General features: G+C 64.9%; 23 protein-coding genes. 8 read left to right on the top strand and 15 right to left on the bottom strand.

Annotation, left to right across the window (positions count from 1 at the left end; translation table 11 throughout):
* Positions 1-137 precede the first annotated feature (137 nt).
* Positions 138-1,517 (top strand): caspase family protein, encoded by a 1,380-nt coding sequence (locus tag I6F37_RS20180; RefSeq protein ID WP_225152430.1) that lies wholly within the window; start codon positions 138-140, stop codon positions 1,515-1,517.
* Here I6F37_RS20180 and I6F37_RS20175 read toward each other — a convergent pair.
* The 7 genes from I6F37_RS20175 to I6F37_RS20145 all read right to left on the bottom strand — a co-directional run bounded on the left by I6F37_RS20175 (position 1,490) and on the right by I6F37_RS20145 (position 9,777).
* On the bottom strand, positions 1,490-3,616 hold the full coding sequence (locus I6F37_RS20175) for a molybdopterin oxidoreductase family protein (RefSeq protein WP_225152428.1): 2,127 nt from the start codon (positions 3,614-3,616) through the stop codon (positions 1,490-1,492). The two genes, I6F37_RS20180 and I6F37_RS20175, sit on opposite strands and share 28 nt — an antisense overlap.
* 165 nt (positions 3,617-3,781) lie before the next feature.
* Positions 3,782-4,588: an SDR family oxidoreductase gene (locus I6F37_RS20170; RefSeq protein WP_225142924.1), complete on the bottom strand. Its 807-nt coding sequence runs from the start codon at positions 4,586-4,588 to the stop codon at positions 3,782-3,784.
* Between the two features lie 22 nt (positions 4,589-4,610).
* Complete coding sequence (locus tag I6F37_RS20165; RefSeq protein WP_036043893.1) at positions 4,611-5,903, bottom strand: TRAP transporter large permease; 1,293 nt, start codon at positions 5,901-5,903, stop codon at positions 4,611-4,613.
* Positions 5,894-6,445: a TRAP transporter small permease gene (locus I6F37_RS20160; RefSeq protein ID WP_225148167.1), complete on the bottom strand. Its 552-nt coding sequence runs from the start codon at positions 6,443-6,445 to the stop codon at positions 5,894-5,896. Before I6F37_RS20160 ends, I6F37_RS20165 begins: the two co-directional genes overlap by 10 nt.
* Positions 6,446-6,508: 63 nt before the next feature.
* Positions 6,509-7,480 (bottom strand): TRAP transporter substrate-binding protein, encoded by a 972-nt coding sequence (locus I6F37_RS20155; RefSeq protein WP_225152426.1) that lies wholly within the window; start codon positions 7,478-7,480, stop codon positions 6,509-6,511.
* Positions 7,481-7,780: 300 nt separating this feature from the next.
* The gene (locus tag I6F37_RS20150) at positions 7,781-8,509 is read right to left on the bottom strand and encodes a Crp/Fnr family transcriptional regulator (protein WP_036007486.1); all 729 of its coding nucleotides are present in this window, start codon (positions 8,507-8,509) and stop codon (positions 7,781-7,783) included.
* 554 nt (positions 8,510-9,063) lie between these two features.
* Positions 9,064-9,777: a helix-turn-helix domain-containing protein gene (locus I6F37_RS20145; protein WP_036007492.1), complete on the bottom strand. Its 714-nt coding sequence runs from the start codon at positions 9,775-9,777 to the stop codon at positions 9,064-9,066.
* 151 nt (positions 9,778-9,928) lie between these two features.
* Here I6F37_RS20145 and I6F37_RS20140 point away from each other — a divergent pair, with 151 nt between their 5' ends.
* Positions 9,929-10,246, top strand: a complete 318-nt coding sequence (locus I6F37_RS20140; RefSeq protein ID WP_036007493.1) for a cytochrome c — start codon at positions 9,929-9,931, stop codon at positions 10,244-10,246.
* A 7-nt stretch (positions 10,247-10,253) separates the two neighbouring features.
* On the opposite strand, the gene I6F37_RS20135 is transcribed toward I6F37_RS20140, so the two are convergent.
* From I6F37_RS20135 to I6F37_RS20125, 3 genes are read right to left on the bottom strand one after another with little or no spacing between them, the layout of a single operon-like run.
* Entirely contained in the window at positions 10,254-11,357 is a 1,104-nt protein-coding gene (locus I6F37_RS20135) for an ABC-type transport auxiliary lipoprotein family protein (protein WP_036007496.1), read from the bottom strand.
* 3 nt (positions 11,358-11,360) lie between these two features.
* Positions 11,361-12,128: an ABC transporter ATP-binding protein gene (locus I6F37_RS20130; RefSeq protein WP_036007500.1), complete on the bottom strand. Its 768-nt coding sequence runs from the start codon at positions 12,126-12,128 to the stop codon at positions 11,361-11,363.
* 2 nt (positions 12,129-12,130) lie between these two features.
* Positions 12,131-13,267: an ABC transporter permease gene (locus tag I6F37_RS20125; protein WP_036007528.1), complete on the bottom strand. Its 1,137-nt coding sequence runs from the start codon at positions 13,265-13,267 to the stop codon at positions 12,131-12,133.
* 177 nt (positions 13,268-13,444) lie between these two features.
* Here I6F37_RS20125 and I6F37_RS20120 point away from each other — a divergent pair, with 177 nt between their 5' ends.
* Complete coding sequence (locus I6F37_RS20120) at positions 13,445-13,720, top strand: hypothetical protein (protein ID WP_036007505.1); 276 nt, start codon at positions 13,445-13,447, stop codon at positions 13,718-13,720.
* Positions 13,721-14,209 (top strand): phage holin family protein, encoded by a 489-nt coding sequence (locus tag I6F37_RS20115; protein ID WP_036007507.1) that lies wholly within the window; start codon positions 13,721-13,723, stop codon positions 14,207-14,209.
* Between the two features lie 9 nt (positions 14,210-14,218).
* Here the strand turns inward: I6F37_RS20115 and I6F37_RS20110 are convergent, their stop codons facing one another.
* A complete protein-coding gene (locus I6F37_RS20110) occupies positions 14,219-16,912 on the bottom strand; it encodes a bifunctional acetate--CoA ligase family protein/GNAT family N-acetyltransferase (RefSeq protein ID WP_225152424.1) in 2,694 nt (897 codons plus the stop codon).
* A gap of 65 nt (positions 16,913-16,977) precedes the next feature.
* Positions 16,978-17,811 (bottom strand): universal stress protein, encoded by an 834-nt coding sequence (locus tag I6F37_RS20105; RefSeq protein ID WP_036007541.1) that lies wholly within the window; start codon positions 17,809-17,811, stop codon positions 16,978-16,980.
* A 175-nt stretch (positions 17,812-17,986) separates the two neighbouring features.
* Here I6F37_RS20105 and I6F37_RS20100 point away from each other — a divergent pair, with 175 nt between their 5' ends.
* Genes I6F37_RS20100 through I6F37_RS20090 form a run of 3 tightly spaced genes read left to right on the top strand, consistent with a single transcriptional unit; the run spans position 17,987 to position 21,518 of the window.
* Entirely contained in the window at positions 17,987-18,970 is a 984-nt protein-coding gene (locus tag I6F37_RS20100) for a zinc-dependent alcohol dehydrogenase family protein (protein ID WP_036007543.1), read from the top strand.
* 23 nt (positions 18,971-18,993) lie between these two features.
* Positions 18,994-20,532, top strand: a complete 1,539-nt coding sequence (locus tag I6F37_RS20095; RefSeq protein WP_036007736.1) for a bifunctional aminoglycoside phosphotransferase/ATP-binding protein — start codon at positions 18,994-18,996, stop codon at positions 20,530-20,532.
* Entirely contained in the window at positions 20,532-21,518 is a 987-nt protein-coding gene (locus I6F37_RS20090) for a CHAD domain-containing protein (protein ID WP_036007545.1), read from the top strand. Before I6F37_RS20095 ends, I6F37_RS20090 begins: the two co-directional genes overlap by 1 nt.
* Here I6F37_RS20090 and I6F37_RS20085 read toward each other — a convergent pair.
* A complete protein-coding gene (locus I6F37_RS20085; protein WP_225152422.1) occupies positions 21,515-23,341 on the bottom strand; it encodes an alpha/beta hydrolase in 1,827 nt (608 codons plus the stop codon). The genes I6F37_RS20090 and I6F37_RS20085 overlap by 4 nt on opposite strands.
* Before the next feature lie 205 nt (positions 23,342-23,546).
* Between I6F37_RS20085 and I6F37_RS20080 the strand changes: the two genes are divergently transcribed.
* Positions 23,547-24,275, top strand: coding sequence for a CBS domain-containing protein (locus tag I6F37_RS20080; protein ID WP_225125662.1), 729 nt, complete (start codon positions 23,547-23,549; stop codon positions 24,273-24,275).
* Between the two features lie 12 nt (positions 24,276-24,287).
* Here I6F37_RS20080 and I6F37_RS20075 read toward each other — a convergent pair whose 3' ends face one another.
* Together I6F37_RS20075 and I6F37_RS20070 are read right to left on the bottom strand one after the other, a co-directional pair.
* Positions 24,288-24,752: a RidA family protein gene (locus I6F37_RS20075; protein WP_192893131.1), complete on the bottom strand. Its 465-nt coding sequence runs from the start codon at positions 24,750-24,752 to the stop codon at positions 24,288-24,290.
* Positions 24,753-24,767: 15 nt separating this feature from the next.
* The gene (locus I6F37_RS20070) at positions 24,768-26,459 is read right to left on the bottom strand and encodes a benzoate-CoA ligase family protein (protein ID WP_225152420.1); all 1,692 of its coding nucleotides are present in this window, start codon (positions 26,457-26,459) and stop codon (positions 24,768-24,770) included.
* Positions 26,460-26,545: the final 86 nt, after the last annotated feature.

The raw sequence follows: 26,545 nt of genomic DNA, 5'->3' as shown, positions 1-26,545 counted from the left end.
CAGCCATTTGCGGCAGGACCGGCGGCGCGCGCAAGGGCAATCTGCAGGGTCGCCTCACCATAGCGTGTGGGCGCAACTTCGCTTCGCGATTGAACTGGGGCTTGCGCGCGCTATCCTGACCGGAGATTTGATCACCGATGAGCCATTTCATGCGCGCCGCATTGATGTTGTTGCTGGCAGGATTGGTCGTGCTGAGCGGCGGCGCCGCATGCCGTGCGGCCGACGCCGCGAAGATCGCGCTGGTGATCGGCAACGCGAAATATCCCGACAATGAGTTCGTCCTGAGCGAGGTCGCCAACGATGCCCAGGACGTCGCCGAGGAATTGAAGCGCGGCGGCTTCGTCGTCGACAGGCAGAGCAATCTCACCGGCGATGCCATGCGGCAGGTGCTGGGCCGCTTCTACGACCGCATCGAGCGCGGCGCGGTGGCGCTGATCTTCTTCGACGGCTTTGCCATCCAGTCCAACCGTCAGACCTATCTGCTGCCGGTCGACGCCCAGATCTGGACCGAGCCGGACGTCTCGCGCGACGGCTTCGGCCTCGACGCCATCCTCGCCGAGATGAACACGCGCGGTGCCGCGATCAAGATCGCGCTGATCGACGCCTCCCGCCGCAACCCGTTCGAGCGGCGCTTCCGCCGCTATTCGGCCGGCCTGGCACCGGCGATCGCACCGAGCAATACGCTGGTGCTCTACTCCGCCGCGCTCGGCGCGGTCACGGCGACCGGCAAGACCGATCGCAGCCTCTTTGTCGCCGAGCTGCTGCGCGAAATGCGCGCGCCGAACATCAGCGCCGAGCAGGCCCTGACCAACACCAAGAACGGCGTGGTTGCCGCCACCAACCGCGAACAGGTGCCCTGGCTGTCCTCCTCGCTGACGACGGAGTTCTCGTTCGCAAGCCCGGCGACGCGGCCGCGGGACGACGCGGCCAAGCCACAGGTGCAGACACCCGAGCCGCAAAAGCCGGTCTGCGAGGTACCGCAGGCGGAGCCCGCCCCGAATGCGGACGAGCTGGCACGAGATCCTGTCATCGCCGATCTCAGCCGCAAGATCACCGCAAACGCCAACGATGTCACCTCGCGCTACAAACGCGGCCAGGTCTACGCGATCAAGCGCGCCTATGCGCTCGCGATACAGGAATTCGACGCAGTGCTCCGCCGCGCGCCCAAGGACGCGGAAGCCCTGAACAACCGCTGCTGGAGCCGGGCTGCGACGAGCGACCCGCAAGGCGCGCTGGCCGACTGCAATCTGGCGCTCCAGATCAACCCGGGCTTGAGCGATGCACTCGACAGCCGCGGGCTCGTCAACCTCAAGCTCGGGCGCAATGGCGAGGCAATCAAGGATTATACCGACGCGATCCAGCGCAACCCGCGCTCCTCATCTTCGCTGTTCGGCCGCGGTATCGCCGCGCGCAGAAGCGGCGGCGACGGCGCCACCGATATCGCGCAAGCGAAGTCGATGAACCCAAACATTGCGAAGGAATTCGCAGGCTACGGCGTCACGGAATGCACGCCTTGAGCTGAGGCGGCCTTCCTGATCCAAACCTTGTTGTCGTGGAACGCCGCGCCGCCGATCGGCGCGATCGTGTCTGCGCCCGTCAGCGTGTTGATACCGCGGCCGCCGATATGGTTGCTGTTGGGATGAACGGATTCGGCGATCAGGACACCGCGCCGCACGCCCTCGAACAGCGTCGCGATCAGCGTGGTCTCGCCGCGGCCGTTGCCGAGCGTCACCGCATCGCCATCGGCGATGCCGAGCGCGGCGGCATCTAACGGGTGGATCATCACGCTGGCCCGGCCCTCACGCGCCTGCGAGGACGGCGTCTCGTTGAAAGTGGTGTTGAGGAAGCTGCGCGACGGGCTGGTCGCTAGCCGGAACGGATGGGCCCGGTCGGCGTGCTCGATCACTGCCCAATGATCCGGCAGACCAGGCATCTTGTCGTAGTCGCCCATGGTGACGCCGAACGGCGGATGCGCCCAATCGGCTTTGAAATGGAACTTGCCGTCGGCGTGAGCGAAGCCGTCGAGATAATGCGAGGTGCGGAAATCCGGCTGCAGGTCGCGCCAGATGTCGGCTTCGAGGCCCGCGATGTCGCCGTGATTGCTCAGCCTCAAGGTCGCGTCGATCAATTCGCGCGGGCTCATCTCGAAGCCCGGATGCCTGGCGCCCAGCCGCGGCGCCAGCGCCTGCAACACCTCGTGGTTGGAGCGGCACTCGCCCGGCGGGTCGATCAGCTTCGGCCCGACCGAGATGTGCTGATGACCGCCGCCGTAATAGAGGTCGTCATGCTCCATGAACATGGTCGCCGGCAGCACGATGTCAGCCATCTGCGCCGTCTCGGTCATGAACTGCTCGTGCACCGCCACGAACAGATCCTCGCGCGCGAAGCCCTGCCGGACCAGCGCCTGCTCCGGCGCCACCGTCATCGGATTGGTGTTCTGGATCAGCATCGCCTTGACCGGACCCCTACCCTGCAGAGCTTCGGCATCGCCGGTGAGGATGCGTCCGATCTGCGACTGGTCGAGCGCGCGGGTGGCCTTGTCGATCGCGTCGTGGCCTTCGATGATGGATTCGTTGAAGTGCCACAGCGCGTAATTGTTGAAGAAGGCGCCGCCGCCTTCATACTGCCAAGCGCCGGTCACCGCGGGAATGCACAGCGCCGCATGCATCTGCGTCGCGCCGTTGCGCGAGCGGGTGAAGCCATAGCCGAGACGGAAGAAGGTCCGCTTGGTCTCGCCGACGACCTTGGCGAAAGCCTCGATTTCCGACACCGGAACGCCGCAAATCGCCGAGGCCCATTCCGGCGTGCGCGACTTCAGATGCGCCTCGAGCTCGGCGGGGCAATCGGTATACTTGTCCATGTAGGCTCGGTCGGCGTAGCCGTCGCGGAACAGGACATGCATGACGCCGCAGGCGAAGGCGCCGTCCGTGCCGGGCCGCAGGATGATCCTGATGTCGGCCTGCTTCATGGTCTCGTTGTCGTAGATGTCGACCGCCGCGATCTTCGCGCCGCGCTCCTTGCGGGCGCGCGAGGCGTGCGTCATCACGTTGACCTGAGTGTTGACGGGATTGGTGCCCCAGATCACGACGAGATCGGACAGCGCCATCTCGCGCGGGTCGACGCCGGCGATCTTGCCGGTGCCGATTGCAAAGCCGATGCGCGCAACATTGGCACAGATGGTCTGGTAGAAGCGCGAATATTTCTTCACATGCGTGAGACGGTTGAGCCCGTCGCGCATCACGAGCCCCATCGTCCCCGCGTAGTAATAGGGCCAGATCGATTCCGCACCGAACTCGCGCTCGGCCGCATTGAATCGGTGCCCGATCTCGTCCAGCGCCTCGTCCCAGGAGATCCGCGCGAACTGACCTGAACCCTTGGGGCCGGTGCGGCGCAGCGGATAGATCAGCCGCTCGGGATGATGGATGCGCTCGGCATAGCGGGCGACCTTGGCGCAGACGACGCCGGCGGTGTAGGTCTGCTTCTTCGAACCGCGGACGCGGCCGATGCTGCGGCCTTCGACCACCTCGACATCGAGGGCGCAGGCCGAGGGGCAATCATGCGGACAGGTCGAATGGCGGATCTCGATCTTCGCGTTGATCTTGGCGTGCTGGTTCATGTCCCAGTTCGTAACACCAAAATACCGGCCAGCCGAGCGCATTTATCCGGCAAGCCCCATGCGATTTGCTCAAGCCGCGCGGGCCGGAGCTTCCTGCTGCGGTTGCGAAGGAGGCCTGCCAGTGAGCCGCGCGACGTGCAAGCGCAACCCGAGCTACATCCTTTGCTATTTGTGCAACTGGGTGAGACCGGTCGGCGGGCCGTCGACGGCGGTCCAGCCGCCGTCGACGAACAGCGTGCTGCCGCTGACATAGCTTGCGGCATCCGAGGCGAGATAGGCGACGGCGGTCGCGACCTCGTCGGCGCTGCTCCAGCGGTTGAACACGGTGTGGCCGGCGTAGAGATTGTAGATGTCGGGGCGCTGCTTGAAAGGGCCGGTCAGCGCGGTCTCGGCGATGCTCGGGGCGATCGCATTGACGCGCACGCCGGCGTGCCCGACCTCTGAGGCAAAGCCCTTCACCAGCAGGCCGATCGCCGCCTTGGTCGAGCCGTAGATGCCGAGGCCGGGCTCGATGGTCACCGCGCGAACCGAGGAGCAGGCGATGATGCTGCCGCCCTTCTGCGCGACCATGATGCGGCCGAAGGCCTGGAAGAAAAAGACCGTGCCCTTGACGTTGAGGTTGAGGACGCGGTCGAGATCCTCCTCGGTGTAGTCGAGGATGGTCTTGCGGATGTTGAGGCCGGGCGTCGTCACGGCGATGTCGAGCCGCGGAAACTTCTGCATCACGGTTTTCGCGAGTGCATTGACATCCGCGGCGCTTGCGGCGTCGCAGCCAGCTGCTTCCGCCCAGCCGCCCTTGTCGCGAATGCCGGCGGCGGTCGCCTCCGCTGCGTCGAGCGCGCGATCGGCGCAGACGACACGGGCGCCGAGATCCGCAAGCGCTTCGGCCGACGACTTGCCGATGCCGGACGCGGCGCCGAGCACGAGCGCGGTCTTGCCGGTGAGATCGAAGAGCTTGCGATAGTCCGTCACTGACAATGTCTCCCTGGTGCTGCTAGCCCTTGTAGCCCATCAGGAGGCGCGGCAGCCACAGCGAGAATGCAGGGACATAGGTCACGAACATCAGTGCTGCGATGAGCGCAGCATAGAACGGCAGGATGGTGCGCATCACCGCGCCGACCGAGATGCCGCCGATGGCGCAGCCGACGAATTGCGTCGTTCCGACCGGCGGCGTGTTGAGCCCGAGGGCGCAATTGATCAGCATCAGCATGCCGAACTGCACCGGGTCCATGCCCGCCTTCATCGCGATCGGCAGGAAGATCGGGGTGCAGATCAGGATCGTCGCCGCCATGTCCATGAACGTGCCGAGCACGAACAGGATGATATTGATGAGCAGGAAGATCACCCAGGGCTGCGTCGACAACTTGTTCATCATCGCGCCGGCGAGATCAGCCACCTCGTAAAGTCCCATCAGGTACTGGAACATGGTGGAGACGCCGATCAGCAGCAGCACCACGCCGGTCGTCTTCACCGCCTTGGCGGCGGCGCGCAGGAAGTTGCCCCAAGTCATGGTGCGATAGATGAAGAACGTCAGCAGGATCGAGTAGGTGACGGCGATGGCCGCCGATTCGGTTGCCGTGAAGACGCCGGACAGGATGCCGGCCAGGATGATGCCGACGATCAGAAGCCCCGGCAGCGCGGCCGCCAGCGAGCGGACCACCTCGGCCCAGCCCGGGAACTTGCCGGCGGGATAACCGCGCCTCACCGCGACCGCGTAGGCGGCAACCAGCATACAGACCATCAGCACCAGCGCCGGCAGGAGACCGGCGGCAATCAGCGCGCCGATCGAGACCTTGCCGCCGGCCGCCAGCGCATAGATGATCATGTTGTGGCTGGTCGGCATCAGGGCTCCGACCAGCGAGGCATGGGTGGTGACGTTGACGGCGTAGTCGGTGTCGTATCCCTCCTTCTTCATCATCGGGATCATCACCGCGCCCATCGCCGACACGTCGGCCACGGGTGAGCCGGAGACGCCGCCGAACAGCGTGCACGCGACCACGTTCGACATGCCGAGCCCGCCGCGGATGTGCCCGACGAGATTCTTGGCGAGTTGCACGATCTTGTCGGCCACGCCGCCATGCAGCATCAACTCACCGCTGAAGACGAAGAACGGAATGGCGAGGAAGGAGAAGATGTTCATCCCCGACATCATCTGCTGGAAGATGACGGCGACCGGCAGGCCTTCGTAGAGGATGGTGCAGATGGCCGACAGGCCGATCGCGAAGGCGACCGGTACGCCGAGGATCAGAAAGCCGAAAAAGGTGGCGCCGAGGATGATCAGTTCCATGAGGGGACGACCTCTTCGCCGCGCAGGAGAGCAATGATGTGCTCGATGGAAAACGAAACGATCAGGACGCCGGAGGCGAACAGCGGCACGTAGCGGATCACCTCGGGCAGGCCGAGATTGGGGATCTTCACGGTGCCCACCGACGCGCCGAGGACCCAGCCATTATAGGCCATGGCGAGGCCGAACACGGCGACCAGAACGTGGATCACGATCTCGATCTTCTCCCGCGCGTGATCGGGGAGCATGACCAGCAGGCTGTCCATGCCGATATGCCCGGCATCACGTACGCCGACGGCGGCGCCGATCAGCGTGACGTAGAGGATCAGGACCAGCGCCAAATTCTCCGTCCAGGTCGGGCTGGAGTTGAGCACGTAGCGTCCGAATACCTGGTAGAAGACGATGGCCACGATGACGAGCAGGCCCGTCACCGACAGGTACATGCCGAGGCGCGCAATGGGGGCATTGACCCGCGACAGCAAGCCGGTGGACGGGCGTGCTGCTACGGCCCCCTGTTCGTGACTTGCGACGTGTGGGTCTGTCATCCCGCGCCTCCTCACGGGATCCGGTGCCGCCTGGCGGCGACGCCGGACCCGGCTTCGAATTGTCTACTTCGTGTCCTGGATGCGCTTGACGAGGCTCTGCAGCTTCTCGTTACCGGCGAACTTCTGGTAGACCGGCTTCATTGCATCGACGAACTCCGCCTTGTTGCCGATCGTGACCACCTGAACGCCGGCGGCCTCGACGGTCTTGCGGGCGGCCTGCTCGCGCGCGTCCCAGAGCTTGCGCATGACGGGCACCGATTCCTTGGCTGCCTTGCGGACCATCGCCTGGTCCTCCTTGCTCAGCGCGTCCCAGACCTTTTTCGAGATCACGAGAACTTCGGGCGCGAGGGAGTGCTCGGTGATGTTGTAGAACTTGGCGGCTTCGAAGTGCCGGGAGGATTCGTAGGACGGCCAGTTGTTCTCGGCAGCGTCGACGAGGCCGGTCTTGAGCGCGGTGTAGACCTCGCCATAGGGCATCGGCGTCGGGTTGGCCCCCAAGCTCTGGATCATGCCGACCCACAGGTCGGATTGCTGGACGCGGATCTTCAGGCCCTTCAGATCGGCCAGCGATTTGACCGGTCCCTTGACGGTATAGACCGAGCGCGCGCCGCTGTCGTAATAGGCAAGGCCGACCAGGCCCGCGGGCTCCATGGCTGCCAGGATCTCATCGCCGATCGGACCGTCGAGGACGGTGCGCATGTGCTGCGTGTCCCTGAAGACGAAGGGCAGACACAACGCGATAGTCTCGGGCACGAAATTGTTCAGCGGCGATGCATTAATCCGCATCATGTCGAGCGCGCCGATCTTGAGTTGCTCGATCGTGTCCTTCTCCGAGCCTAGGGCGCCGTTCGGAAACACCTTCACGCCACGCTTGCCGCCGCTCGCCGCCGCGAGTTGCTGGCCCATGAACTTGACCGCCTCGACGGTCGGATAATCGGCGGGGTGAACGTCAGCCGAGCGGAAATCGCGTGCAGTGGCCAGGGGTGCTGAGACCGCCAGTGCAACGGCTGTGATGATACCGGTGAGCGTCTTCATGTGGGCTTCCTCCTGGGTTGATTGAGATCGATTATATCGTTGTCGGCCCGGCTGCAGGCCGCCTTGGGTCGCTCCGCTTCAGGTATGAAGTCAAGCGCCAATGTCGTCCCTAGGGCGGGCGGCATTCTCTGTCCAAGCCAAATCCGGCATCGATCGATGCAAGACTTGCATCGATCGATTTCTGGCGCAATTCGCACTATGGTGGGTATGGCGGCCTGGCTCGACGTCGCTAGCCCGTGACTTGACGCCTCCAATCGAGGCCCCGCGCGGTCGCCAGCATCGACTGTTAGGCCGACGGCGTCACTCGCCGCCGAGGCCACTCTCGGCGAGCTCGCGCAGCGCGTCCGTATCGAGCACGACGATGGCGCCGTGCTCGAGGCGGACCCAGTTGCGGCCGGCCCAGGCGCGCAATTGCTTGTTGATGCTCTCGCGCGTCATCCCGACCATCTCGCTGATCTCCTGTTGCGTGATGGCGAGCGTGCCGCTGCCGGAATCCAGCTTGCGCTCTTCGGTGAGACCGAGCAGTGCACTGGCAAGCCGGCCCGGCAGATTCTGCAGGATCACCTGCTCGACCTGCTGACTGGTCCAGCGCAGACGCGCGCACAGCAGCTCGATGAACTTCATCGCCAGCGCCGGCTGGCTCTTCACGAACGGCAGGAAGTCCCGGCGATCGATGACGTAGAGCTCGCAATTGGTATTTGCGGTCGCATCCGCCGACCTGGGCGCGCCGTCGAGCACGGCGATCTCGCCGAAGATTTCTCCGGGGCCGATCAGATTGAGAATAGCGTTCCGCCCATCAGGCGATGAGGAGGAAATCTTGACTGTCCCCGCGATCACCGCGAACAGACTGTTGCCGGGATCGCCCTTGGCGGCGATCGTCGCGCCACGCTTGACGGTGGTGTGCTTGGCGTAGCGGCAGAGTTGATCGAGCGCTTCCGGCTCCAGATCCGCGAAGATCGGATGCTTGCGCAGGACCGATAGTTTGTTGCCCGCCGGTTGTCGGGGATCGCCGGTCTTGTCCTGAGGCACGCCGCGGGGCTCCTAAGACTACGAGGCACTGAGTTCCTGCGTAGTCAACGTTACCAGGCATTTCAACCGGAAAGCACGCGCGCGATTTGAGGCAAATGCCACGAAAAGGCCCGTAACGAGGAAGTCAGCAGCCAAAAGCTGCGGCGATGCGTCCTCTTCGACGCAGAGTTGCGGATTACGCAAACCGCGATTGCGTCGAGACGCTGCCGAGGGCCAGCGCCCGCCCAGGCGAGCATCGACCCTGGCGCGCCGGACTCGGACCTAAACCTAGACTTGGACTTGGACTTGGACTTGGACTTGGACTTGGACCTGGACCTGGACCTGCAGAAGGCTTCAGTGCCTGGAATCCGGATCAAGCCGACCCGCCCTGGTTTGCCGGTCAGCCCAGGCCAGAACTGCGGCGAACACGACAAAGATCGCGACGACGACAACGGTCACCAGCAACGCGTCAGCAGGCATCATCCCCTCCCGGATTTGTCTCCGGCATTATTTTGCGGGGCATGGCCGCCGTCATTGATCGGGATCAAATTGCCGAGAGAGTCCCGGAGATGACGTCAGGCTGCGGCCATGGCCTCGACACGGGCCGGATCGAGCAGGCTGATGCCGCCGTGAATGATCTCGATCACGCCGAGACGCTCAAGCTTGGTAAAAGTGCGGCTGACGGTCTCGATGGTCAGGCCGAGATAATCGGCGATGTCCTGACGGCTCATCGGAAGCGCGACCATGTCGGACGGACCGTTGAGCGCGACCAGCCGCTCGCGCCAGCCGAGCAGAAAGGTCGCGACCTTCTCGTCGGCCGAGCGGCGGCCGAGCAGAACCATGTGGTCGCGCGCCTGGCTCAACTCGCGAATGGCCAGTTCGTTGATGCGCCTGAGCAATTGCGGCCGGTCTTCGATGAAACGGCCGAAAGGCCCTTTTGGGAATTGGCACACTTTCACCACGCCGATCGCATCGGCCGAAAAATTGTGCCGGCCGGACAGATTCATCCCGAGGAAGTCACCGGGCAAGGCAAAGCCGACGATCTGCCGCCGGCCGTCAGGCAGCAGCTTGTACAGCCGCATGACGCCTTCGAGGACGTTGTAGAACGAGGTCGTGATGTCCTCCTCGGAAAACACGGTCTCGCCCGAAACGAAATGGACGCGGCGGCCGAGATGCTCGAACTCCCGGAGTTCGGCTGCATCGAGCGACGAGCAGACCGCCGCTCCACGCACGGCACAATCGTCGCAATGATGTCCGTTCGGCTCACTCGTGACCACGGAAGGCCTCATCCATCGCTCCCCACGCCGGCCGCTCCCGACGTCAGGCCGAGTCCACCGCGCGGCTGCATTTTACTGTACCGTGCCGCAGCCGGTTGACCCAGATCAAATTTGGCTGGCATCCCGCTCTTATTCTGCGTCCACGGTTCGACGGGATGATTCCATGCTGCAAAGAGCACTGCGTCACGGCCTGATTGGGCTGCTTCTGATCACGCCTGCGCTCGCGGCCCCGGCCGCCGAACAACGCGGCAAGGCTTTCGCCCGAGCCAATTGCGCACGCTGTCACGCGATCGACCGCGCCTCCAAGAGCCAGCTGGAGATCGCGCCTCCGCTACGCACCCTGCATCGGCGCTATCCGATCAACAGCCTTGGCGAGGCGCTGGCCGAGGGGATCTCCACCGGACATGCCGACATGCCGGCCTTCGCGCTCAGCCCGGACCAGATCCACGACCTGCTGTCCTACCTGAAGACGCTGGAATAGTCGCCCCTCACACCGCCTGCACGGTCCATCCGATCAGCTCCTTGGCGATGCGCGCGAAGGCGGCATCGAAGGCGGCGACTGAAGCGGCCGGTTCGACCTTGTCGAGCTTTTCGCTGGCCTCGATGAGGCGCGATGCGACCACCTTGCCATTCTTGTCGACGATCCGAGCCGACAGTCCGATCTCGGCCCGAGCCTCCCCATCCGTCGCGATCCGAAAGCGCCGGATGTCGAGCAGGAGTTGGTAGTCCGCCGGCCCGAGATCCGTCGTGCGCAGCGGGGCGTGGGCGATGTCGTAGTTCTCGAAACTGTCGATCAGGCGCGCCTGCACCAGTTTCGGAATGCTGTCAGCCCAGAGGAAGTCCGCAAAGCCCGGCCTGTCGCCGCCAGGCGCGAACAGCATGCGCTGAGTCTGCAGCATCGCCACCGCCGTCGGCTCGGGAATGGCCAGTGAGGCCGATAGAGTCTTGCCGGCCGGCCCGAGATTCTGCGGCGTGCGCAGGTCGTAGGTGACCTTCTGCGCGGGCGTACCGCCGCCGGTCATCTTGTCGAGGCCTGCCAGGATGCCGTCGATCTTGCCGGTGTTGCGCGCGAGCCCGTCGGAGAAGGTCTTGAAATTGGCAATGGTGTCCTTCAGCGGACCGGAATTGTCCTGAAGCACCGTGTCGACCCGCCGCAGCGCATCGCGCGCCGCCTGCGTCATGCTCTGGCCTGCGCCGGCCTCCGCGATCAAGGTCGGCAGCTCGCCCGACTTGGCGACGATCACGCCCCCCTCCAATGTCACCACGGGAACGCCGGTCAGGCCCTGGAATTCGAGGCCGACCTTGGTGTCGGCACGCACCGGCGTCGCGGTGGCAACCGAGATCGTCGCATTGACGAAGCGCGGGTTATCAGGCGCGAGTCCGAGCTGGGTCACCTCTCCGACGCGAATGCCGTTGAACAGCACGCCGGCGCCGACCAGCAGGCCGGGCACCGGCCCCTGGAATTGCACGTGGTAGCTGGTGCGCGGCCCGATGCCGCCGGTGTTGTTCAGCCAATAGACGAAGCCGAACACCGCGACGATCGCGGCCAGCACGAAACTGCCGATCAGCACATAGGGAGCGCGGGTTTCCATCTCTCATCTCATCTCGTGTTGCAGCATCTGCGAGCGCTTACCGTGGAAATAGGCGCGCACCCAGGGATGCTCGGATTGCAGCAATTCGCGCATCGGGCCGATCGCCACGATCTTGCCGTCGGCGAGCGCGGCGACGCGGTCGCAGACCGTGGTCAGGCTCGCAAGGTCATGGGTCACCATGAACACGGTGAGCTCCAGGGTCTTTTGCAGCGTCTTGATCAGCGCGTCGAACTCGCCAGCGGCGATGGGGTCGAGGCCCGAGGTCGGCTCGTCCAGGAAAAGGATCGGCGGATCGAGCGCGAGCGCGCGCGCCAGCGCCACGCGCTTGGTCATGCCGCCGGACAGCTCCGCCGGATATTTGTCGGCGTCCTCCGCACGCAGACCGACCATCTCGAGCTTGGCAATCGCGATCTCGTCCATCAGCTCCTGCGACAGGACGAGATTTTCGCGCAAGGGAAACTGGACGTTCTGGCGCACCGTCAGCGAGGAGAACAGCGCGCCCTGCTGGAACAGGATGCCCCAGGCCATCGCTGCGCCGCGGCCGTGGCCGCCGGCGGGTTGTCCCATGACCTCGATGGTCCCGCTCCGGCGCGGGATGAGGCCGATGATGGTCCGCATCAAGACCGATTTGCCGCCGCCGGAGGCACCCACCAGCCCGAGGATCTCGCCGCGGCGGACGTCGAGCGACAGATGGTCGAGCACGGTTTGACGGCCGAAGCCGACCACGAGGTCACGGACGCGGATGGCGAACTCGTCTTGTGGTCCGTCCATCGTCACATTCCGATCGAGGCAAAGAACACGGCGAACAGGCCGTCGAGCACGATCACCAGGAAGATCGATTTCACCACCGACGTCGTGGTCTGCCGCCCCAGCGACTCCGCGCTGCCCTTGACGCGCAATCCCTCGCTGCAGGCCACGATCCCGATCACCAGCGCCATGAACGGCGCCTTCAGGATGCCCACTTCGAAATGTGCGACGGAAATGGCCTCGTGCAGGCGCGCGATGTAGATCGCCGGCCCCATGTCGCCATAGAACTGCGCGACCAGCCCGCCGCCATAGAGCGCGGCGATCGATCCGATGAAGGTGAGGATGGGCAGCGCAACGACCAGGGCCGCAACGCGCGGCAGGATCAGGACGTCGACCGGATCGAGCCCCATGGTCGAGAGCGCGTCGATCTCCTCGCGCATCTTCATCGAGCCGAGCTCGGCCGTGTAGGCGCTCCCCGACCGTCCCGCGACCATGATGGCGACGATCAGCACGCCGAGCTCGCGCAGCACCAGGATGCCGACCATGTCGACCGTGTATGATTCCGCGCCGAATCTACGGAAGTGGAAGAAGCCCTGCTGCGCGATGATGGCGCCGATCAGGAAGGTGATCAGCGTGACGATGGGGATCGCCTGCCATCCGATGCGGTAGAGCTGATACACCAGAGAGGTCAGCCGCAGCGAACGCGGCCGGCGCAGCACGCCGACCACGGCCATGAACAAGGCGCCGAGCATCTGGAGGAAGATCGTGACGTCCTCCCGCGCGCCGACCGCGGACTTGCCGAGATCACCCAGCCGCGCCAGAACCGGATTGGGCGCGGCCGCCGAAGCCGGTGTGCGGCGGTTGACCTGGCGCACCTCGTCCATCAGCCCGCTGAAATGATCGGCGACGCCGACGAATTCGGCTGGCCTGCCTGACGAGGCGGCCCTGCGCGACAGCTTCTCCAGGACCCAGGCGCCGAGCGTATCGAGCGCGCTGATCCCCGACATGTCCAAGGATACGGCGCGCGAACGATCGACGTCGGCCCCGACCGAGCGGGACAAGGTCTCGAGCGTCACCACGTTCGCGGCGGTCCAGGGCCCCTCGGGGCGCAATTTCAGCACGTCGCCGGACGGCGTCGCGTGCAGCAGCGGTTCGTGGTTCACGCTTTCCACCTCATCGGGACAATCGGTCCCCATTCAGCCGGCATTTCTAGGCCAGCATGTGGCGGCCGGATTGACTTGTCTCAAGACCCCGAACGGGCTCCGCCTCTTGACGCAAATCAAGCGCGATCGCACGGGCTGGTCTTAGGCTCGTTTGAATTCAATGAGGACACCAAATCCATGTTCGACAGTGACAGGATGAGCGAGGAATTGCGCACGCTGAAGGTCGACGTCACGCACCTGTTGAGCACCGCCGGCGAGGAGATGTTCGAGAGCTCGAAAGCTCGCACTGATGCGCTCGCCGATCAGATCAGGGCCGCACTCGCCGAGCTCGGCGAGACCGTCGAACAGGAGAGGGAGACGCTCCAGGGCCTCGTTGCGGAGCGTCCAATCACATCGCTCGCCTCTGCCTTCGCGCTGGGCGTGGTTGTCGGCTTCATGCTGAGGAGACACTAGGTGAATACCGAGAATGTCGTCAAACATCTGCGCGTGCTGTGGCGCACCGACAGGATCATCGCCGACATCAGGCTGCGCCATTTGCTGATCGGCCTCGGCCTGCGTGCCTTCGCGGCGCTGATCGCCGCGTTCGGGCTGCTGATGCTGGAGCTGTCGGCCTATTTCGCACTGGTGCAGATCTGGAGCGCGATTACCGCGGCTGCCATCCTCGGCGCCGTCAATTTCGTCATCGCGGCCGCTCTCTTCCTGATCGCCGGCCGCGCTCCGTCGGGGCGTGACATCGAACTCGCCAACGAAATTCACGACACCTCCATCGAAGCCCTCCAGCTCGAGGCCCGTGCGCTCCAGGCCCAGGTGTCGGGCGCGGTGCACCACCCGCTGAGCACGATCGTGCCGGTGCTGCTGCCGCTGATCGCGATCATCATCAAGACTCTGCGGACGACGGCCAGGTCGTCCAATGATGCCAGTTCGGCCGAGGCGCAATCGTAGCCGACACGCTCAGAGCTTGAGCCTGACGTCGCAGATCTCAGGCTCGGCCGGGTCCGGCTTGACCTCGAAGCCGAGCTGCCGGCACATGTCGAGCATCACGGTATTCTCCTGCAGCACGTCGCCCGATATGGTCTTCAATCCTTCCGACCGCGCGTAGTCGATGATCAGCTGCATGAGGGCCCAGCCGAGCCCCCTGCCCTTGAGGTCGGACCGCAGCAGGATCGCGTATTCGCCGGTCTCGTAGATCGAGTCGGAATGGAGCCGGACCACGCCGACCATTTCGCCGCTGGCCTCCTCGAATGCGATGAAGGCCATCGCGCGCGCATAGTCGAGCTGGGTCAGGCGTGCGATGAATTCGTGGGTGAACTCCTTCATCGGGGCGAAGAAGCGCAGGCGAAGGTCGTGCGCCGTGACGTGACGCAGGAATTCGTGGATGGTCGGCTCGTCCTCGGGGCGCATGGGCCGCACGAAGATGCGCCAGTCCTCCTTGAGCTTGAGGCGGCGCTCCCATTGCGATGGATAGGCGCGAACGGCGAAATTGGCCGGGCCGGAGCCGGCGAACTTCCGCTGTGGCGGCCCGACCGCGACGCGGGCATCCACCGCGGTCACGCCGGTTTCGTCGGCCAGCAGCGGGTTGATGTCGAATTCGCGGATCTCGGGAATGTCGGCCGCCATCTGCGCCAGCTTGACCAGCACCATGGCGACGGCGTCGTGCTTCACCGCCGGCACGTCCCGATAGGCCTTCAGCAGCCGCGACACGCGCGTGCGGTCGATCAGATCGCGGGCCAGTTGCAGATCGAGCGGCGGCAGCGCCAGCGCCTTGTCGTTGATGATCTCCACCGCCGTGCCGCCGCGGCCGAAAACCACCACCGTGCCGAAGGTCGGATCGTCGGCAAGGCCGAGGATCAGCTCGCGCGCCTTTGCCTTGACGACCATAGCCTGGACGATGACGCCGCCGATGCGCGCCTCGGGCCGCAGCTTCCGCGCTCGCGCAAGAATGTCCGTCGCCGCCGCACGGACGGCCTCCGGCGACGTCAGATTGAGCACGACGCCGCCGACGTCGGATTTGTGGGTGATGTCCCGCGACATGATCTTCAGCACGACGGTGCCGCCTTGCGCGAAGATGTCCTTTGCATAGGCTACCGCCTGCTCGACATCGGCTGCCGCACAGGTCGGCACCATCGCGATATCGTAGGCTTCGAGCAGGTGCTTGATCTCGACGGGTTCGAGCCACTGGCGGCCGTCCGCGATCGCGGCTGTGACGATCTCTCTCGCCCCGCTGGCATCCGGAACGAACGTATCGGGCATCGCGGGAGGCACCTGGGTCAGCTCCTCCACGACTTCCCGGTGCCGGACCAGATGCATGAAGCCGCGCACGGCGTCGTCCTCGGTCGGATAGTTCGGCACGCCGGCGCTGGAGAGTGCCTGGATGATGTGCTGATCGGCGCCGACCCAGGCCGCCAGCACGGGCTTTGCCCATCGCCGGTGTTGCTCGCGATACTTGGCCACGAGCTCCGTCACGGTCTTGGCGATCTCGACGGCCGATGCGATCGCGGTCTGCACGTTGAGGACGAGGACTGCGTCGTTGTCGCGATCGGCCAGCAGTTCCTCCAGCGCCGCTGCGTAACGCGCAGCGTCGGCGTCGCCCACGATGTCGACGGGGTTTGCACCGGACCAGGTCGGCGGCAGCGCCGCATCAAGCTTCCTGCGCGCGTCAGTCGAGATGGTTGCCGGAATACCGCCGAGCTCGACCAATCGATCGACGGCGAGGACGCCGATGCCACCACCGTTGGTCAGGATGGCGAGACGCTTTCCGGTCGGCGATTCGACGCGGCCGAGTGTCTCGGCACAGTCGAACAGCTCGCGCAGGTCGGACACCCGCAGCACGCCCGCGCGGCGGAACGCCGCGTCATAGACGGCGTCGGCACCGGCGAGCGCCCCGGTATGCGTGGCAGCGGCCTTCGCACCCTGCGCCATGCGGCCGGACTTCACCACGACGACGGGCTTCACCCGCGCGGCGGCGCGCGCCGCCGACATGAACTTGCGCGCGTCCTTGATCGCCTCGATGTAGAGCAGGATCGCGCGGGTCTTGTGATCCATCGCGAAATGGTCGAGCAAATCGGCAATGTCGACGTCGATCTGATCGCCGATCGAGACGATGCCGGAGAAGCCGACGCCGCGCTGCGCGGCCCAATCCACCATGCCGGCGGCAATGGCACCCGATTGCGAGATCAGCGCGAGGTTGCCGGCCCCCGGCATGTGCGCGGCGAAACTGGCATTCAGGCTGACGCCGGGCATCATGATGCCGAGGCAGTTCGGCCCGATCAGCCGCATGCCGTGTTTGCGGGCGGCAGCGCTGGTCGCCTCGTGCAGCGATCCCGGTCCCTGGCCGAGACCGGCCGAGACGATCAGCGCACCCGCAGATCCGCGACGGCCGGCCTGCTCGACGATGCCTGGAATCTCGCCCGCGGGCGCGGTGACGACGACGAGCTCGGGCACGAAGTCCAGCCTGTCCAGGCTCTTCACCGCGGCGAGGCCGCCGATCTCGGCGTGGCGCGGATTGACAAGGCCAAACCGCCCCTTGAATCCCGCTTTCCGAATGTTTTCCAGGACCGCGCGTCCAACGGACGCCGGACGCGCGCTCGCGCCGACGAGCGCAACCGAGCGCGGCGACAGCAGGTTGTTCAGACGATAAGTCGACATGAAAACAAATGCACCGCGCCCGCGGCGGTTCCGATGATTGAACGATCCGGCTGGGAAGAAGACGCCTAGTGCGAGATCATAACCCAGCATGGTGGCTGGCCAATGACGGTCTTTGTCACACCGCCCCACACGATCTCGTTCAGGCGCGAATGATGATAGGCGCCCATCACGATGGCATCGATGCCATGGGAATTCGCCCAGCTTCCCAATACTTTGCCGGTCGAGCGGCCGCCCCCCTTCGTGGTTCCGAACGAGGCAAAGACGCCGTGTTCCCGCAAATGATCGACGAGTGCCGTTCCGGATCGGACGACCGCGTCCGTCTCGTCCTCCGCCACGGTCAGCACACGAACCGAACTGGCAGCCTGAAGAACAGGCAACGCATCGCCGACCGTACGCGCGGCCCGTGCAGAATGATCCCAGGCAATCACGACGTTCTCGAACTCGGGCCTGAGCTCGTCGGCGCGATGTTCGGGACAGAGCAGAAGCGGCCGGCCGGATTCGAACAACAACGCCTCCACGATGGTCTCCGTTCGACTGTCGTGCGACCTCACGGGAACCAGCGTGAGGTCGCTGAAGCGGGCGTGCTCGGCCAGGATCGCTCCGATCTGATCCGCAGGCACCTTGCCCGACCGGCTCTGGGCGCGGACGTTGGCGCGCGAAGCCGCATCGGTGAAGGCATTCAGCAGTTGCTGCGTGTCGCTCGGCTCGAGGCTGGCCTGCGCCAATTCGCGATCGTCAGGCAGCATCACCCTCGGTCGCTCGAAAACATCTTCCTCGAGCGCGAGCGCAGTGATCCTGGCGCCGAGATCGGCGGCCACGGCAACGCATTTCTCGATCGCAACCAGGGCCGGCCCACGCGGCCGGCCGACAAGGGGCAGAAACACATCCTTGATGGGCATCGGAATTCTCCTGAGCCACCATATAGGCTGGTTGTCGTCGAGGCCCTTGATCCTCGTCAACCGCAGGAACCTCCGTCCGATCAGCCGGGGGAACATGCGTTGACTGGCGTCAAGGACTGGCCACCTCTTCATTCTATGGATAGTTCAGTCGGAGCGGTTCGCCCCGGAGACAGACATGCGTGCGATGGTGTTGCCGGCCCCAGGAGCGCGGCTCCAGATGGAGGAGCGGCCTGACCCGATGCCGGGGGCGGGTCAGATCCGGGTGAAGATCAGCGCCTGCGGTGTCTGCCGGACCGATCTTCATCTCGTCGATGCCGAGCTGCCCGGCATCCGCTATCCGATCGTGCCTGGCCACGAGATCGTCGGCCGGGTCGACCTCATCGGTGCGAAGGTGACGACACATGCGCCTGGTGACCGCGTCGGCATTCCCTGGCTTGGCTTCACCTGCGGAAAATGCCGCTTCTGCCGCGAGGGCATGGAAAACCTCTGTGATGCGCCGCTGTTCACCGGTTACACGCGCGACGGCGGCTACGCGACCCACACCATCGCCGACGCACGTTACGCTTTTCCGCTCGGCGAGGCCGGCAGCGACGAGGAGATTGCGCCCCTGCTGTGCGCGGGGTTGATCGGCTGGCGCTCGCTGGTCCTGGCTGGCCCCGCCGAGAGGCTGGGCCTCTATGGCTTCGGCGCCGCCGGCCACATCATTGCGCAAGTCGCGGCTTGGCAGGGACGCTCCGTCCATGCATTCACGCGGGCTGGCGATGCCGCTGCACAAGATCTTGCCCGCCGTCTCGGCTGTGTCTGGGCGGGGTCATCGGACCAGGTGCCCGACGAGCCGCTCGACGCCGCGATCATCTACGCGCCAGCCGGCGAGCTGGTCCCGGCGGCGTTGCGCGCCGTGCGCAAAGGTGGTCGCGTCGTCTGCGCCGGCATCCACATGAGCGACATTCCAAGCTTTCCGTATGGTCTGCTGTGGCAGGAACGGCAGCTGGTCTCGGCCGCCAATCTGACCCGGCAGGATGGCCTCGATTTTCTCAAGGTCGCGCCGCAAGCGGGCGTGCGGACCGAGACGACGGCGTTTCCGCTCGATCAGGCCAATGAGGTCCTGGCCATGCTGCGGAATGGCCAGATCCTCGGCGCGGCCGTGCTGACGCCCTGATGGTGCTTGCCATGCCCGCTTCGATGAAGGATGACACGGCGGCTCAGAAGCGCATCTTTCGGATGCTGACCGACCATCCCGGCGTGATGCGCATCGACACGCATGCCGCCTCGGTGTTCCTGGACGCAAAGCGTGCGCTGAAGATCAAGCGCGCCGTCCGGTTTCCCTTCCTCGACTATTCGACGCTCGAAAAGCGCAAGGCGGCCTGCGAGGAGGAGATCCGGATCAACCGGCCCCTGGCGCCGCAGATCTATCATGGCGTTGTGGCGATCACGGAAGAGCCGGATGGATCGGTGAAGGTCGAGGGCGCCGGCCGGCCGATCGAGTATGCGGTCGACATGTCGCGCTTCGACGAAAGCAGGACGTTGGATCATCTGGCCGAGGCGGGACTGCTGGACGCGAAGCTTGCCTCGGCCGCCGCTGACGCAATCGCCGCTTCGCATGCGGCGGCGACGCGCGCCGACGGAAAGGCATGGGTCTCCTCCATTCCGGCCCTGATCGACGGCAACACGAATGGTCTGCGGGCCGGCGGCCATGTCGGCGCAGACGAAATCGAGCAACTCGGCAAGGCTTCGCATGCGGCCTATCTGCGTATTCGTCCCCTCCTCGCAGAGCGCGGCCGCCGGGGCTTCGTGCGCCGCTGCCACGGCGATCTGCATCTGGCAAACATCGTTCTGATCGATGATCGACCGGTGCTGTTCGACGCGATCGAGTTCGACGCGCAGATGGCGACGGTCGACGTGCTCTACGATCTCGCATTCACGCTGATGGACCTGTTGCAGCACCACCAGCCGAGCGCGGCAAACATAGTGCTGAACCGCTATCTCGCCGCGACGCCGGCCGACAATCTCGATGCGCTCTCGACCCTGCCGCTGTTCATGTCCATCCGGGCGGCGATCCGCGCCCAGGTGGCGCTGGCGCGACTGAAACCGCCGCACTCCGACGATCCCGGCATCGTCGACCAGGCACGGCGTTATTTCGACCTCGCCGGGACGCTGATCCGCCCTCCTGCTCCGCGTCTGATTGCGGTCGGCGGACTGTCCGGCACCGGAAAGACCGCCTTGGCGCACGCGCTCGCGCCGGTCGTGGCACCGGAGCCGGGCGCCGTCATGCTGCGCAGCGATCTCGTCCGCAAGCAGATGTTCGCCGTCGAGGACACCCATCGCCTGCCACCTTCAGCCTATACGCCGGAGGTCACGGCCCGCGTCTACGACACGCTGGTGCAACAGGCCCGGCGGGTGCTGGCGCAGGGCCATTCGGCGATCGTCGACGGCGTATTCGCGCGCGAGGACGAACGCGATGCGATCGCGGCGCTGGCGCGCAAGTGCAACGTGACGTTGAATGGGCTGTTCCTGGTCGCAGACCTTGCGACCCGGCAGGCGCGCATCGGCAGCCGCCGAGGAGACGCATCGGACGCCACGCCGGAGGTTGCCGCGCTGCAAGAGCACTATAATATCGGCCATGTCGGCTGGGCGACCATCGATGCATCCGGGACACAGGAGCAGACGCTTCAGAACTGCCGGAACGTCATCGCTGAGGGGCAAACAAGGCAATCAGACTGATGCGGGCAAGGAAGTCGCGACCCACCACGCGCTCGATAGCGACTGGGGAAGCCAAGCCGGCGACGCGGCGCAATGCGCTGCCCGCCCGCCTCAGCCCCGGCATGGCCTGCGACACGGCCTTCCGCATCATCGCCCGCCGACACCTCGGCGCGGTGATCGCTCAGCACGACGGCACCTGCCGCGGCGATCCGGATGCGCTGCACCAGATCCGGATCGCACTGACTCATCTGCGGACTGCCATCCGCTTCTTCTCGCCAATGGTCGACGATAACGTGCGACCGGAAGTCTGGGCCGAACTGAAATGGCTGAACAGTCAGCTCGGCATGGTGCGGGACCTCGACGTGGCCATCGAGCGGATCGTCGCAGAGAGTAGCGACGAGCTCGCGGTGGTCGCCGAGCTTCAGCGTTGGGACGAGAAACGCGCGGAGAGCCATCGGCTGCTGGCGCGTGCGCTGCAATCGGCGCGGTATCGCCGCCTGGTCGAGCAAACCTCGACGTGGATCGAAAGCGGCCCCTGGTCGACCCGCCGCAGCAAGGAAGCGATGCGGTTGCGCCGCTGCACCCTCGCCGACCATGCGACGGAGCGGCTGACCGAGTGGGAGACGACGCTGCTCAAGAAGGCCCGTAAGCTGAAGAAGCTCGATGTCGAGAAACGTCACAAGCTGCGGCTCCTCAACAAGCGGATGACCTACTCGGTCGAGTCGCTTGCGGATCTGTTCGCCGATGGGGTGGCGACGAAGCAAAAGTCCATCCTCAAGCAATTGCGCAAGGCACAACGGTCGCTCGGTCAATTGAACGACGATGCGCGCGGACAAGCACTGGCGGCGTCGTTGAATGGCGCCGGGATCGAGGCCAGCAATCGCTTCCTCAACCGCAAACGCGAGAAGAAGTTGTTGCGGAAGGCGTCAACGGCCTATCGCAAATTGGACAAGGCCAAACCGTTCCGCTCCTCGGATCTCACGCCGAGATCGGAGCCGGAGGCTTAGGTGTGGACGTAGTCCCCCGGCGCATCCGGCAGGCCGAGGGCGTCGCCAAGTCCGATCTGCGGCGGATCGCAGGGCGCGCCGGAACGTGCCGCCAGCCAAGTGGTCCATTCCGGCCACCATGAGCCCTCGACGCGCGGGGCCAGCTTCAGCCATTCATCCGCACCGATATAGGGCGCATCGGCAGCCTTGGTCAGCACCTGATAAAAGTGGCCCTCCTCCTGCGGAGGCGCCACGACACCGGCATTGTGACCGCCGCTGGTCAACAGGAACGTTACGTCGGCATCGACCTGATAATGGATCTTGTAGACGGATCGCCAGGGCGCCACGTGATCGGCGAGCGTGCCGACCACGAACATCGGGGTATGAATGTCGGACAGGGAGACGCTCCGGCATTCGACCCGATAGCGACCTTCCGCCAGATCGTCGTTCAGGAACAGCTTGCGCAGATACTCCGAGTGCATGCGATAGGGTAGCCGCGTGGCGTCGGCATTCCAGGCCATCAGGTCGCTCGGTGGCGAGCCGTCGCCCATCAGATAATCACGCGAGAGCCGCGACCAGATCAGCTCGTTGGAGCGCAGGAGCTGGAACGCGCCCGCCATCTGTGTCGTGTCGAGATAGCCGCGCTGCCACATCATGTCTTCGAGGAAGGCAACCTGGCTCTCGTTGATGAAGAGCGTCAGTTCGCCGGCCTCGGTGAAATCGGTTTGTGCGGCGAGAAGCGTGACGGTGCCGAGACGGCTATCGCCGTCCCGCGCCATGGCCGCCGCGGCGATCGACAGCAACGTCCCGCCAAGGCAATAGCCGAGCGCATGGATCTTCCGGCCCGGCACGATCTTCCCGATCATGTCCAGCGCGGCCATCACGCCCAGCTTGCGGTAGTCGTCGAAGGCAACATCCCGATCGTTCGCATCCGGATTGCGCCAGGAGATCGCGAAGACGGTGAAGCCCTGAGCGGTCAGGTATTTGACCAGGGAATTCTGCGGCGACAGATCGAGGATGTAGTACTTCATGATCCAGGCCGGCACGATCAGAATCGGCTCCGGCCGCACCTGCGCAGTCGTCGGATGGTACTGGATCAGCTCGATCAGGCTATTGCGGTAGACGACCTTGCCGGGCGACGCCGCCACCGTCTTGCCGACGACGAACTGATCCTCCCCGGCCAGCTTCGAGCCGGAGAGCAGACGCATCAGGTCGCTGCACCAGTTCTGCCAGCCGAACACGAAGTTCTCCCCGCCGCTTTGGAACGCTTTTTCCAGCACCTGCGGATTGGTGGCGGCGAAGTTCGAGGGCGCCAACATATCGAGCATCTGGCGCATCGAGAACTCGACGATGGCCTCATTTGCGTGCGACACGCCGCGTATGCCGGTCGTGGCATCGTGCCACCAACGCTCGGTGAGCAGAAACGCCTGTGCAAGCAGATTGAACGGCGCGGCTTCCCATTGCCGGTCCTTGAAGCGGCGATCCCGCGCCTGCGGCCGAATGACGGACCATGGTTCCTGCGATGTCGCGTGAGCGGCAGCTTCCAGGAAGCGGCCTGAGTCGCGGAAGATATTGCGGGAGAGCTCCATCTGGTGCTGAGGCGCCGCCGCAAGATGCGCGCCCCAATCGAGCCAGGCGAGCGACAAGGCCACAGGCGAGATTCCGCCCGTGAACCGCGCCAGCATGGCATGAAACGCGCGATCGAGTGGATACGAATCCGTTGTTTGCGGGCAAGTGCAGTCAGCCGGCGTGCCCGCGATCCTTTCGTGAATCCCGGCAGCCGGCCTGGTAGCGGGAGCTTGCAGCGGCGCTTCGGCCCGTGGAAATATTTTTACGACGCTCATGGCTCATTGTTCCTGCGGGCTTCCGTTCTACGCCTCCGGCAGGATATGGCGACGCTTCCGCCGCGCGTTGAGCTGCATCAAATCGCGGCACGGATCAAAATCGGCCAATCAAGGCAAGCTTTCTCCGCTTGACCTGAGTCAAACCGCACCCCGATGGATTCACTAGGCTTTGTCCATTGAAATTGACATGCCAGCGGAGTTGTCCATGCGCGCCCACCAGATCATGACCCGGTCGGTCATCTCGGTTACCCCCGACACCAGCATCGTCGAGGCGGCCAACATCATGCTGAAGCGACATGTGAGCGGCCTCACGGTGGTCGACGCTACCGGCAAGCTGGTGGGCGTGGTGTCGGAAGGAGATTTCATCCGCCGCAGCGAGATCGGCACTGGGCGCAAGCGCGGGCGCTGGCTGCGGTTCATCCTCGGTCCGGGCAAATCCGCCAGCGACTTTGTTCACGAACACGGCCGCAAGGTCTCGGAAGTGATGACCGACCTGCCCGTGACCATCACCGAGGATACGGCGCTTGCGGAGATCGTCGATCTCATGGAGCGAAACAACGTCAAGCGGCTGCCGGTGGTGCGCGGCGACAAGGTCGTCGGAATCGTGTCCCGCGCCAACCTGTTACAGGCCGTGGCCGGGCTCGCCCGCGAAGTGCCGGATCCGACCGCGGACGACGACCACATTCGCAGCCGCATCATCGACACCATGGAGAAGAACGACTGGTGCCCGTTCGGGCTGAACGTCATCGTCCGCGACGGTATCGTTCATCTCAGCGGCGTCATCACCGAAGAGCGCGCTCGGCAAGCCGCGATCGTCGCCGCGGAAAACGTCGAGGGCGTGAAGAAGGTGCACGATCATCTCTGCTGGGTCGACACCATATCCGGCGTCTATCTCAACTCGCCCGAAGACGACGAGCTCGCCAAAGCGAGCTGATCGCCGCGGAGTTCAGCTCGGAATGACGGCGGTGGCTTCGATCTCGACGCGCGCCGCCTTCTCGACGAGGCGGACGACCTGTACCAGGGCCATCGCTGGATAGTGCGTTCCGAAGACGTCGCGGTAGATCCTGCCGAGCTCCTTCAGATTGGCCAGGTACTCGTCCATGTCGACGACGTACCAGGTCAGGCGCACGAGGTGCTCGGGCCGGGCACCGGCCTCGGCCAGGATCGCTGCGATGTTGTCCAGGGTCTGGCGCACCTGCGCGACGAAGCCATCGGCGAGACGCTCCTCGGCGTCCCAGCCGATCACCCCGCCGGTGACGACGATGCGTCCTTCGGCAGCCATGCCGTTGGCATAGCCCTTCGGCAGCGGCCAGCCTGACGGCTGCAGGATCTGCGCCTTGGTGCGCGTTCCATCCTCGGCTGCGGTCGGCAGGACCGCGAGTTGCGGGCTTTTCGGCGTCGTCACAGACAATTCTCTATCCTTCTCTCATTCCGCGGCGACGCCTGAGGACGTCACTGCAGCCTGCGCCAGCTGCCGCAGGGCAAAGCGCTTCAGCTTGCCGGTCTCGGTCTTCGGCAATTGCGCGACGAACTCGATGGCGCGCGGATATTTATACGGCGCGATCTCGCGTTTGACGTGCTCTTGCAACTCGGCCACCAGCTGAGCGTCAGGGGTCACGCCGGGCGCGGCAACGACATAGGCTTTGACGATCATGCCCCGCGCCTCGTCGGGCGCACCGACCACACCGCACTCGGCGACCGCCGGATGCGTGAGCAGTGCCGCTTCGACGTCGGTTCCTGCGATGTTGTAGCCAGCCGACACGATCATGTCGTCGGAGCGCGACTGGTACCAGAAATAGCCGTCGCTATCCATCAAATAGGTGTCGCCGGTGATGTTCCAGCCGTTCTGGACGTATTTCCGCTGCCGCTCGTCGGCCAGATAGCGGCAGCCGGTCGGCCCGCGCACGGCGAGAAAGCCCATCGTTCCGGGCGGCACGTCGCGGCCCTCGTCATCGACGATCTTGGCTTCATAGCCCGGCACGGGCTTGCCGGTGGCGCCGGGGCGGATCTCGTCCTCGGTCGCGCTGATGAAGATGTGCAGCATCTCGGTCGAGCCGATGCCGTCCATCAGCTTGATCCCGGTCGCCTTGAGCCAGGCATCGAATGTCGGCTTGGGCAGAGTCTCGCCCGCGGAGACGCATTTGCGGAGCGAAGAAATGTCGCGGCCTGCGAGCTTGCCAAGCATGGCGCGGTATGCGGTCGGCGCCGTGAAGCAGACCGTGGTCTTGTACTGCTCGATCGCATTCAGAATGTCGTCTGGCGTCGTCTTCTCCAGCACGACGAAGGAGGCGCCGATATGCATCGGAAACAGCACGCCGCCGAAGCCGAAGGTGAAGGCGAGCGGCGCCGAGCCGATAAAGCGATCGTTTTGCTCGGCGCGCAGAATGTTGCGCGCATAGCCGTCACAGACCGCGAGCATGTCGCGGTGGAAATGCATGGTGCCCTTGGGATCGCCGGTCGTGCCCGAGGTGAAGGCGATCAGGCAGATGTCGTCGGTGGCGGTATCGACCGCCTCGAACTCCGGACTGGCATCGGCGATCAGCGCTTCGAGCGAATCCGCCGCGCCATTGCCCCAATAGACGGCCCGCTCGAGGCCCGGTGCCGCAGCCTTCGCCTTCTCCATCTCCTCGGCGAGCTTTCCATCGCATAGCGCCAGCGTGATCTCCGCCTTCTGGATCGGATAGGACAGCTCCTTGGCGCGCAGCAGCGGCATCGTCGCCACGCAGATTCCGCCGGCCTTGATCACCGCGAGATAAGTTGCAACCATCATCGGATTGTTGGCCGAGCGCAGCAGCACACGCCCGCCGGTGACGAGGCCGAGCTTGCCAACCAGCACATTGGCGATGCGGTTCACCAGCGCCTGCAGCTCGCGATAGGTGTAGCTGACGCCTGGGCTGATGACGCAAGGGGCATCGCCGTGGCCCTGCTCGACCCAGCGATCGAGGAAATAGCTGACGCAGTTCAGTCGCGGCGGATAGTTCAGCTCCGGCCGCGTGAAGATGAATTCGGGCCAGAGCTCGCGCGGCGGCAGATGTTGCCGCGCGAACGTGTCGACATGGGCCGTCGCGGCGCTGCCGTCAGACGAGCCCGTCACTTGAATCTTGGCGGCGTTGGCCATCGCACGCTCCTTTCAGCATGGATTGCACCCGGCAGCACGATCTGGAAAACATTTTAGGCTTAAAACAATTCGGCGCAATAGGGGAT

Source organism: Bradyrhizobium sp. NBAIM08, from assembly GCF_020193935.1.
In the GTDB taxonomy this organism is placed as follows: Bacteria; Pseudomonadota; Alphaproteobacteria; order Rhizobiales; family Xanthobacteraceae; genus Bradyrhizobium; species Bradyrhizobium yuanmingense.
Note: the sequence above shows the minus strand (reverse complement) of the source record. Positions and strands in the feature narration are given on the sequence as shown.

Coding starts and splice junctions, on each gene's coding strand:
- I6F37_RS20180 (WP_225152430.1), top strand. CDS start 138: ATGAGCCATTTCATGCGCGCCGCATTGATGTTGTTGCTGGCAGGATTG.
- I6F37_RS20175 (WP_225152428.1), bottom strand. CDS start 3,616: ATGAACCAGCACGCCAAGATCAACGCGAAGATCGAGATCCGCCATTCG.
- I6F37_RS20165 (WP_036043893.1), bottom strand. CDS start 5,903: ATGGAACTGATCATCCTCGGCGCCACCTTTTTCGGCTTTCTGATCCTC.
- I6F37_RS20160 (WP_225148167.1), bottom strand. CDS start 6,445: ATGACAGACCCACACGTCGCAAGTCACGAACAGGGGGCCGTAGCAGCA.
- I6F37_RS20155 (WP_225152426.1), bottom strand. CDS start 7,480: ATGAAGACGCTCACCGGTATCATCACAGCCGTTGCACTGGCGGTCTCA.
- I6F37_RS20145 (WP_036007492.1), bottom strand. CDS start 9,777: ATGAGGCCTTCCGTGGTCACGAGTGAGCCGAACGGACATCATTGCGAC.
- I6F37_RS20140 (WP_036007493.1), top strand. CDS start 9,929: ATGCTGCAAAGAGCACTGCGTCACGGCCTGATTGGGCTGCTTCTGATC.
- I6F37_RS20135 (WP_036007496.1), bottom strand. CDS start 11,357: ATGGAAACCCGCGCTCCCTATGTGCTGATCGGCAGTTTCGTGCTGGCC.
- I6F37_RS20130 (WP_036007500.1), bottom strand. CDS start 12,128: ATGGACGGACCACAAGACGAGTTCGCCATCCGCGTCCGTGACCTCGTG.
- I6F37_RS20120 (WP_036007505.1), top strand. CDS start 13,445: ATGTTCGACAGTGACAGGATGAGCGAGGAATTGCGCACGCTGAAGGTC.
- I6F37_RS20110 (WP_225152424.1), bottom strand. CDS start 16,912: ATGTCGACTTATCGTCTGAACAACCTGCTGTCGCCGCGCTCGGTTGCG.
- I6F37_RS20105 (WP_036007541.1), bottom strand. CDS start 17,811: ATGCCCATCAAGGATGTGTTTCTGCCCCTTGTCGGCCGGCCGCGTGGG.
- I6F37_RS20100 (WP_036007543.1), top strand. CDS start 17,987: ATGCGTGCGATGGTGTTGCCGGCCCCAGGAGCGCGGCTCCAGATGGAG.
- I6F37_RS20095 (WP_036007736.1), top strand. CDS start 18,994: ATGAAGGATGACACGGCGGCTCAGAAGCGCATCTTTCGGATGCTGACC.
- I6F37_RS20090 (WP_036007545.1), top strand. CDS start 20,532: ATGCGGGCAAGGAAGTCGCGACCCACCACGCGCTCGATAGCGACTGGG.
- I6F37_RS20085 (WP_225152422.1), bottom strand. CDS start 23,341: ATGAGCGTCGTAAAAATATTTCCACGGGCCGAAGCGCCGCTGCAAGCT.
- I6F37_RS20080 (WP_225125662.1), top strand. CDS start 23,547: ATGCGCGCCCACCAGATCATGACCCGGTCGGTCATCTCGGTTACCCCC.
- I6F37_RS20070 (WP_225152420.1), bottom strand. CDS start 26,459: ATGGCCAACGCCGCCAAGATTCAAGTGACGGGCTCGTCTGACGGCAGC.